Source organism: Streptomyces sp. ADI95-17 (genome assembly GCF_003846175.1).
Taxonomy (GTDB): domain Bacteria; phylum Actinomycetota; class Actinomycetes; order Streptomycetales; family Streptomycetaceae; genus Streptomyces; species Streptomyces sanglieri.
This window is the reverse complement of the sequence record NZ_ML123046.1, coordinates 935,193-944,381: the sequence shown is the minus strand read 5'-3', so window position 1 is coordinate 944,381 and position 9,189 is coordinate 935,193. Positions and strand designations below refer to the sequence as shown.

The 9,189-nt window shown below is 68.5% G+C and carries 6 protein-coding genes; 2 read left to right on the top strand and 4 right to left on the bottom strand.

Features of this window, described 5'->3' with window-relative positions; all coding sequences use genetic code 11:
• Both EES42_RS46190 and EES42_RS17995 read right to left on the bottom strand, forming a co-directional pair.
• Positions 1-255, bottom strand: a 255-nt coding sequence (locus EES42_RS46190) for a beta-ketoacyl synthase N-terminal-like domain-containing protein (protein ID WP_277426131.1), incomplete at its 3' end; no start/stop codon positions are given.
• Between the two features lie 564 nt (positions 256-819).
• On the bottom strand, positions 820-3,069 hold the full coding sequence (locus EES42_RS17995; RefSeq protein ID WP_124719203.1) for a serine/threonine-protein kinase: 2,250 nt from the start codon (positions 3,067-3,069) through the stop codon (positions 820-822).
• A gap of 224 nt (positions 3,070-3,293) precedes the next feature.
• On the opposite strand from EES42_RS17995, the gene EES42_RS17990 reads away from it, so the two are divergent.
• Positions 3,294-3,590, top strand: coding sequence for a hypothetical protein (locus tag EES42_RS17990; protein WP_124719202.1), 297 nt, complete (start codon positions 3,294-3,296; stop codon positions 3,588-3,590).
• 261 nt (positions 3,591-3,851) lie between these two features.
• Here EES42_RS17990 and EES42_RS17985 read toward each other — a convergent pair whose 3' ends face one another.
• A complete protein-coding gene (locus tag EES42_RS17985) occupies positions 3,852-5,903 on the bottom strand; it encodes a phosphocholine-specific phospholipase C (RefSeq protein ID WP_124719201.1) in 2,052 nt (683 codons plus the stop codon).
• 416 nt (positions 5,904-6,319) lie between these two features.
• Between EES42_RS17985 and EES42_RS17980 the strand changes: the two genes are divergently transcribed.
• Complete coding sequence (locus EES42_RS17980; RefSeq protein ID WP_124719200.1) at positions 6,320-8,365, top strand: galactose-binding domain-containing protein; 2,046 nt, start codon at positions 6,320-6,322, stop codon at positions 8,363-8,365.
• Between the two features lies 1 nt (position 8,366).
• On the opposite strand, the gene EES42_RS17975 is transcribed toward EES42_RS17980, so the two are convergent.
• Positions 8,367-8,960: a TetR/AcrR family transcriptional regulator gene (locus EES42_RS17975; protein WP_124719199.1), complete on the bottom strand. Its 594-nt coding sequence runs from the start codon at positions 8,958-8,960 to the stop codon at positions 8,367-8,369.
• Positions 8,961-9,189 lie beyond the last annotated feature (229 nt).

The following is a 9,189-nucleotide window of genomic DNA, read 5'->3' as shown; positions in this document are numbered from 1 at the left end:
GAGCCGTACCGGCTCGACCTGCGGAGCACCGGCGTCCTGCCAGGCCTCGCGCGCACTGAGGACGGCGACCTGCTCACCGCGGTCCAGCTTCCTGGCCTCGACCCTCGGAAGCAGCGAGGCGGGGTCCACCGTGAGCCCAGCAGCAACGTGCACAGGCAGGTCCGCGGCCCACTCCTCCTCCAGGAAACGCACCCCCGACTTGCCGTCCAGCAGCCCCGACCACGACGACGGTGCATCGGCTCCCAACGGCGTCATCGCACCGACTCCCGTCACCACCACACGACCGTTCCCGGACACACCAGCCTCCTTGAATTGTGCAGATGCTACATAGCGCCTTACTCGCTCCATGGGAATCATGTCAGCGCCCGGAGGAGAAATCAGAACAGGAGTCGACCGATTCGAAAGCGAGAGATTGTCACATCTGGACAACCGGCGGCGTGGATCATCCAGGCACCAGGCAGGGCGCACGCAAGCTGCGGTCCGCCGTGCCGCGGCCGGCTGGGCACGGGGCCCGCCACCGCGGGGCGCCGGCCCGGACGGCGGCTGCGACGGCGTGGGAGCCTGTGCCCACGAGCAGCGGGGGTGTGGCGGGGGCAGCCGGTGTGCGCGGACGACAAGGCTCGCGCCAGGTCCGGGCTGGCTCAAGCGCGACGCCCAACGCTCCGTCCAGGCAGCCGAACGCGGGATCCGGCCCTGGAGCGGCGCACTCGCACAAGATGCGATCTCGCTCAAGGTGCGAACTCGCTGCGCAGACGACCGAGTGAGCCGCTGAAGGGTTCACACGGCGGGGAACGCGGCCGGTGGCCGGTTCCGCCGGGGTCAGCCCGCCTTCGGCGGGTTCTGCGTGTCGAAGGCGAAGAGTGTGTTCTTGGCCGCGGCCACGACCAGCGCGCCCCCCACCACGGTCACGCGCGGGCTTGCGCCCTCCTCGCCGGTCAGACCGTCGGCCTGCGGATCCGTTGTCCACAGGGCTTTGCCGTCGTGCGGCGACAGCGCGACCACCCGGCCGGTTGCCGAGCTGAAATACAGCGCGTCGGCTCCCGCCACGGGACCCGAAGCGCCCTCCACGCCCATCTGCCGGGACCACTTCTTCCGGCCGGTCGCGGGGTCGAGCGCCGTGACCAGACCCGTCCGCCCGCTCACGTAGAGGGTGCCGTCCGCCATGCCTGGCGTCCCCGAGTACGTCTCGGGCAGCCGGGAGTACGTGACCTTCCGCGAGGCCGGGTCGACCCGCGCCACTCCGTCGTAGCCGGCCAGCGCCGTCCCCTCCATGTGCTGCTGCAGGAGTACGAGCCTGCCGTCGGCGACACCCATCGGCACGGCGGGGCCGTCAACCGCGATGGGCCTGCCCAGTGTTCCGGAGGCGCGGTCGACCGCGTACAGGGTGGAGTGCCGCACCGCCAAGTCGTCCACCTCCTCGTCCGTCGCGCACATCGCGAGGAGCTGCGCGCCCACCAGGACGGGCGCGCACTGTGTGCCCGAGGGGAACGGCCTCTTCCAGGCGACCTTGCCGCTGTGCGCGTCCCGGGCCTCGAAGCGGGAGTTGTAGGCGTCGACCGTCACGACGGCGGAGCCGACCACCATGGCGTCCTGAGTCCGGCCCGTGACGGCCTGCGACTGGGCGCCGGACGGCACGGACCACAACTCCCGGCCATCGTTGGCGTCGATGGCCACCACCTCGCTGGGAGGGCCCTGCGGGTCGTCCTGGGCAGCAAAGCGGTAACCGAGCACCGTGTCATCGGTGGCGCCCACCAGGTGCATGCCCTGGACAGGGACGCCCGGGCTCTTCGCCGTCCACACCCGGGATCCGTCCGAGGCTCTGATCCGGGTCGCGACGACACCGCCGCCCCCGCAGAACAGTGCGTCGCCGCGTGCGACGCAACGCAGTTCGTCGGGGGTGTCCTCGCTGCCGCCCAGCACAGTCTTGCGCCACGGCCCGAAACCCTCCGGAAGCGCGAGACCCGGCTCCGCGACGTTGTTGCCCTTGTCTCCGCGGTTCGCCCCGAAGCCGCCCGCTGCCAGCGCGGCGACTCCCCCGCCGATCGCCGCCACCGCGACCGCGGCCGCGAGCACGGGACGCCATCGGCGACGCAGACGACGGCCGACCGAGGTTCCGGTGCTCCCTGCACCGGGACCGGCGTGGGCGATGGCCGGGGAATTCGGCGCCGGGGTGGCCGGCGTCGCGAAGTGATGCTGGGTGATCATGTCGCGGGTGCGGCCCGCGCCGACCCCCTTCGCCTCGGTCCCACCGGTCTCGCCGAGATCGGCCGGCAGGTCCCGCAACAGCACGAGGAGTTCGTCCGCCGAGGGACGCCCCTCGGGCTCCTTGGCCAGGCACGGCTCGACGACCACGCGCAAGGCCGCCGGCACCGCACCCAGCGACGGCTCGTCATGCACCACCTGATACGCCGTGATGTACGGGCTGTCCGCGTCGAAGGGCCCGTGACCCGTCGCCGCGTACACCAGCAACGTCCCCAGCGAGAAGACATCGGACCGCGGTCCCACACCACGCGGCGCCTGCAACTGCTCCGGCGACATGAACGGCGGCGTACCGATGACCCGTCCTGTCATCGTCAGCGTCTGCTGGTCCACGGCGCGCGAGATGCCGAAGTCGATGACGCGCGGCCCCTCGGGCGAGAGCACGACGTTCGAAGGCTTCAGATCACGGTGGACGACCCCCACCCGGTGGATGTCGCGCAGCGCCTCCGCCAGCCCGATGGCGAGCCTCCTCAGCTCCGCTCCGTTCAGCGGGCCTTCGGCCGCGATGTGCTGGGCGAGCGTGTGCCCCTCGATATAGGTCGTCGCCATCCACGGCTGCTCGGCATCAGGGGCAGCGTCGACCACGGCGGCGGTGAACGCGCCGCTCACCCGCCTCGCCGCCGCCACCTCCTGCCGGAAACGGATGCGGAACTCGTCGTCCCCCGCGAACTGCTGGTGGATCAGTTTGATCGCGACAGGTCGCCCCGAGCTCGTACGGGCCAGGAAGACCGTGCCCATGCCACCCGAGCCGAGCCGCGCCTCAAGCGGATAACCGCCGATCTCGGCTGGATCACCTCCGCGCAGCGACACTCTTCCCGACCTCCCGTCCCCCGTGCACCTCTGCCGCCACGGGCCTGCGTACCTGTACCTGTCCTGCACACAAACTAGCCGCAGGGCAGTACGGCAGAGCAAAGCGGGTGACGAACAGAGAGCCCGTAGCCGCTCCCGTGCCCCGCACGACGGAGCCCCACCGACCCGGCACCGGCCACGAAAGCGGTCCAGGACATCACCAGCCGGACAGAGCAGGGCAAAATTTGCGCAAAGCTGTCAAGAAGGTCGCGGGCGATGAGTGCGGGTTGACGCAGAGTGTCACCCGTTCGGCCCGGCGCGGTCAGAGGCGAGAGAATCCGTTCATCGATCAGTTCGTCGATCAGTTCGTCGATCAGTTCGTCGATCAGTTCGTCGATCGTTCGGCCGTCGAGACAGAGTTCGCCGTCGATATCGATGAAATCGGTGCGGGCGCCAATTCGCGCATCACCATATGGAAGATCAGAATTTCCTCAGAAGTGGTTGAGTGCCACATCGAAACGACCCTCCCAGAGAACGGGTGATGGAGAATTCCACGTATTCGACATGGACGCCGAACCTCTCGATCTCCTGGCCCAGGAACGAGAACTCGGGGTCGGTCACGTACACGTCCGGGCCGAGAGGGAGACCGTTGGTGGCCAAGGAGGTGGCCTGGTCGAGGTCGACGGTGATCTTCTCCCACTCCTTGAGAGATTCCGGGATCCCTTCGAGCAATGCCTCTTCAACGGGGGCACCCGGCCGGGCGGCCCCCCGCGAAGGGTGAGCGGCCCGGCCGAGTGCGGGGCTCACACGGTTGCGATGCCCGGGTCACTCACGCCGGCCTGTCCGTTCTCGACATGCCCGGCCATACGCCGCAGGTATCCGGTGTTGCCGTCGACGACGACCGTCAGGTCGTACCAGCGCTTGGTGGCACGCAGGTCGATGCTCTGCACGACGGTGGCGCCGGCGCGGACCGTGAAGGTCTGGCGCTCGCCGCCGTACGCGTTGGTCACGGTGAGGTGCGCGTCGGCGGTCGACGGGTTGGTCATGGTGAGCTTCAGACTGCCGGCGTCATGACGTGCCGTCACCTCTGGCTCGGCGACTTTGTTGTTGCCCTCGAAAGTGCGCAGAAAACCGTTCGGGCCATGGACCGTGAGATCGTAACCGCCAGCGGAGTAGACAGAGTTCCAGCTGTCGGACACGGGCTTCCCGGCTGCCGTCGTGTACGTCCACGGGCCGTCGGTGCGCTTCTGCGAGCGCACCTGGAAGGCGGCACCCGCCTGGTCTCCCGCACTGAACGTCAGCTTGTACTTGCCGGAAGCGAGGTCTGCGGCTCCGTCGACGTAGGGAGCGTAGGAGAGCGGACGGCTCGGCCGGGCCCCTGCCTCTTGGCGGGGCAGGGCACCCTGGGCGGGTGGCCTCGGTACGTAGCTGTCGTGGCGGTCGCGGTCCGGCGGGGTGTAGCCCGCGGTGTCCGGCAGGTCGGCCGGTTCTGTGACCTTGAGGGAGAAGTCGAAGGCGGATGTGAGGTCACCGCAGATGGCGCGCCGCCATGGTGAGATGTTGGTTTCCTTGACACCGAACCGGTTCTCCATGAAGCGCAGGATCGAGGTGTGGTCGAAGGTCTCGGAGCAGACGTATCCGCCGGTGGACCATGGTGAGACAACGATCATCGGAACACGCTGTCCGAGGCCGTAGGGACCTGCGGCGTATCCGATACTGCCCTTGTAGTGGTCGAGTGCGGTGTCGACGGTGGACAGGCCTTGGGCGGCGGAAGCCGGAGGGTACGGCGGCACGGCGTGGTCGAAGTAGCCGTCGTTCTCGTCGTATGTGATGAACAGGGCGGTCCTGCTCCACACATCGGGGTTCGAGGTGAGCGCGTCAAGGACGTGCGAGATGTACCAGGCACCGTAATTCGCGGGCCAGTTGGGGTGTTCGGAGAACGCTTCGGGGGCTGCGATCCAGGAGATCTGCGGCAACCTGCCGGCCTTGACGTCGGCTTTGAGGATGTCGAAGTATCCCTCTCCCGCCTTGGCGTTCGTGCCGGTGCGGGCCTTTTCGTACAGGGGGTCGCCGGGCTTGGCGTTGCGGTAGTTGTTGAAGTACAGCAGGGAGTTGTCGCCGTAGTTGCCGCGGTATGCGTCGTCGATCCAGCCCCAGCCGCCGGCCGCGTCGAGGCCGTCGCCGATGTCCTGGTACACCTTCCAGGAGATGCCCGCCTTTTCAAGGCGTTCGGCGTACGTCGTCCAGCCGTAGCCTGCTTCCTGGTTGCCGAGGACCGGGCCGCCGCCCGTGCCGTCGTTGCCGACGTGCCCGGAGAGCATGTAGTAGCGGTTCGGGTCGGTCGCGCCGATGAACGAGCAGTGGTAGTCGTCGCAGACGGTGAACTTGTCGGCGAGGGCGTAGTGGAACGGGATGTCGTCCCGTGTCAGGTACGCCATGGTGCCGGTGCCTTTGGCGGGGATCCAGTTGTCGTACTTGCCGTTGTTGAACGCGCTGTGGCCACCGGCCCAGTCGTGGTCGAGGCCCGCGATGAACTGCATGCCCAGGTCGTCGGCGTCGGGGTGGTAGGGCAGGGTTTCCTTGCCGCCGCCCGTCTGGTGCCATACCGGCTTGCCGCTGGGCAGGGTCACCGGGCGGGGGTCTCCGAAGCCCCTGACGCCCTTCATCGACCCGAAGTAATGGTCGAAGGAACGGTTCTCCTGCATGAGGACGACGATGTGTTCGATGTCCTGGACGGTTCCGCTGCGGCGAGCCGCGGGGATGGCCGCGGCGCGGTCGATGGAGCCGGACAGGGCGGCGAACCCTGTGGTGGCTCCGGCGATTTGAAGGAAGCGACGCCGATTGATTTCGGTCATGGCTGTGGGGGTCCTCCTGTTGCTTCGGCGATGTCCGTCCACGAAGAGGGGCAGACGGAGTATTCAAGAGGACCCGGGCCGGAGGAAAGTGGGCCGAGGTGACGGTCGGGCAAAATGTGGGCGGCCGGCGTGCGCCGCCGGCGCGCCGCCGAGGGGCGGATTCCGGAGCGGTTCGGAGCCTCCGCGGCCGGGATGCCTCTCGAACACCCGGGACTCGTGGAGCACCCAGGGGCCGCCCCGCCCCGGCCCCGCCAGCAGGCCGCCCGAGGGGGCCTTCCCGGCAGAAGTAACTGACGGACTGTCAAATAGGTCACCTGTCCCGGACCCTTGACTGGTTGTCAGGTTCGCGCCATCCTCGATTGGACCTACGCGCGAGTAAGTTAGCGCGCCCATCCCGGACATCGAAGGTAGCCCGGATGACTCTCCTCCGCAGACGTGGACTGTTTGCCGTTGTCGTCACCCTCCTGCTGGCTCTAGGCGTGGGCTCCCCGCCGGCCGTCGGCGCCGACACACCCTGGTGGGAGCCCACGGCACGACCCGCCGCCGATTCACAGATCGATGTCACCGGCGAACCCTTCCACGGCACGGACAGCCAGGGCCGGGTCCGCGGCTTCGTCGACGCGCACAATCACGTGATGTCCAACGAGGGCTTCGGCGGCCGCATCATCTGCGGCAAGCCGTTCTCCGAAGCGGGGATCGCCGACGCCCTCGCGGACTGCCCCGAGCACTATCCCGACGGCTCGCTCGCCCTCTTCGAGAACGTCACCGGTGGTTCGGACGGCCACCACGACCCGGTGGGCTGGCCGACGTTCAAGTCCTGGCCCGCCCACAACTCCCTGAGCCACCAGCAGAACTACTACGCGTGGCTGGAGCGTGCCTGGCGCGGCGGCCAGCGCATCCTTGTCAACGACCTGGTGACCAACGGACTGTTGTGCTCGATCTACGTCAGGGACCGCGGCTGCAACGAGATGGACGCCATTCGTCTCGAAGCCCGCAAGACCTACGAGATGCAGGACTACATCGACAAGATCTACGGCGGAACGGGCAAGGGCTTCTTCCGTATCGTCACCGACTCCACCCAGGCCCGCCAGGTCGTCGCGGAGGGCAAGCTCGCCGTGGTGCTCGGCGTCGAGACCTCGGAGCCCTTCGGCTGCAAGCAGATCCTCGACGTGCCCCAGTGCAGCCAGGCCGACATCGACAGCGGTCTGGACGAGCTGTACAAGCTGGGTGTGCGCAGCATGTTCCTGTGCCACAAGTTCGACAACGCCCTGTGCGGGGTGCGGATGGACTCCGGCACCATCGGAACGGCCGTGAACATCGGCCAGTTCCTCTCCACCGGCACCTTCTGGACCACGGAGAAGTGCAGCGGTACCCAGCACGACAACCCCTCCGGCAACGTGGCCGCCCCGGCCGAGGTGACCAAGCTGCTGCCCGCCGGGGTCAAGGTGCCCGCATACGACAGCAACGCGCAGTGCAACACCCGTGGGCTGACCCGCCTCGGCGAGTACGCGGTCAAGGGGCTGATGAAGCGCAACATGATGTTCGAGGCCGACCACATGAGCGTCAAGGCAGCCGGCCGCGCACTGGACCTGCTGGAGTCGGCGAACTACCCCGGCGTCCTCTCCAGCCACAGCTGGATGGACGACGGCTGGCTGGAACGCGTCTACCGCCTCGGCGGCTTCAAGGCCTCGTACATGTCCGACGCCGACAGCTTCGCCAAGGAGTCCGCCGGGACCAGGACACTGCGCCAGAAGTACGGTGTCGGACTCGGCTACGGCACCGACATGAACGGCGTCGGCGGCTGGCCGGGACCGGTCGGACCCGACGCCCCCAACGCGGTCAAGTACCCCTTCCGCAGCGCCGACGGCGGCTCCGTCGTCGACCGTCAGCAAACCGGCCAACGCACCTGGGACTTCAACACCGACGGTGCGGCCCATGTAGGCATGGTGCCCGACTGGATCGAGCAGATCCGGCTCAGCGGCGGCAAGGACACCGTGCAGGACCTGCTCGGCGGCGCGGAGTCCTACCTCCGCACCTGGCAGGCGACCGAACTCCACAAGCCCGAACCCAACCTCGCCGCCGGCGCCGCGGCGAGCGCCAGTGAAACGGAGTGGAACCCGTTCACCAGCTACGCCGCCGGAAAGGCCGTGGACGGCGACACCGGCACGAGGTGGGCGAGCGGCTGGTCGGACGACCAGTGGCTGCAGCTCGATCTGGGCGGCTCCCGTACGGTCGGCAAGGTCTCCCTGGACTGGGAACAGGCCTATGCGCGTGCCTACCGGATCGAGGTCTCGGACGACGGGACCACGTGGCGGTCGGTGTGGTCCACGGACAGCGGGGACGGCGGACTGGACAACGCGGTGTTCAGCCCGGTGCAGGCGCGGTACGTCCGTATCCACGGCGTGACGCGGGCCACCAAGTACGGCTACTCGGTCAACGAGGCAGCGGTGTACAGCCGCTGAGCTACTCCCGCACCAACGTCAGGATCTGGTCCGCGACGATGTCCAGCACGTCGCCCGCCTTCTCCTCGTCGCCCAGCACGAGGAAGTTGAGGGTGAGCCCGTCGGTCAGCGCGGCCAGATACCTGGCCGCCGCGGGCTCGGGCACCGTCAGCTCCACGCCGAGGACCGCGGGGAGCTGGCGGATCACTTTGGTGTGTGCCGCGAGATAGCGCTCGTACTGCCGCCGGGCGAGATGCTCGTAGCCGGGCTCCCGCAGGGCGTACTGGGTGAGTTCGTACGTCAGCATGTGCTCGCCGGGATTGGCCAGCACATGATCCCAGTACGCCTGGAGCCCTGCGCGGACCGTCTCGCGCAGGGTGGGCCTGCGGATGAGCGTGGTGAGGACGTCCGACTCGGAGTGCTCGGAGATGGTGTCCATCACCGCTTCGAGCAACTCCTGCTTGGATTCGAAGCAGTAGTGGAAGACGCTCAGCGAGACACCCGCCTCCGCCACGACGGACCGCGTTGTGGTCTTCGCGACGCCGTCGCGGGCCATCACCCGGATCGCGGCCTCGACCAGTTGCCTGCGCCGCTGCGCCGACGGCATCCGCCCCATGACGCCTCCTCCCCTGACCGGCGCAAGCATACGCCGCAGGGGGTGCGGAGCAGCGGGCTGCTGTGACGGCCCCGCGTTCTTCTCGCCCCACTGAGCGTGCAGGCCTGCCGGGACGCCCTCCTGCCGAGGCCGGGCGGGACCGCCGTTCTCCGGGCCGAGACCGGTGGCCACGTCTCTGGTGACCGCGGCGCTCGACCCGGCGCCCTCCGCCAAGACCCTGACTGCGCAA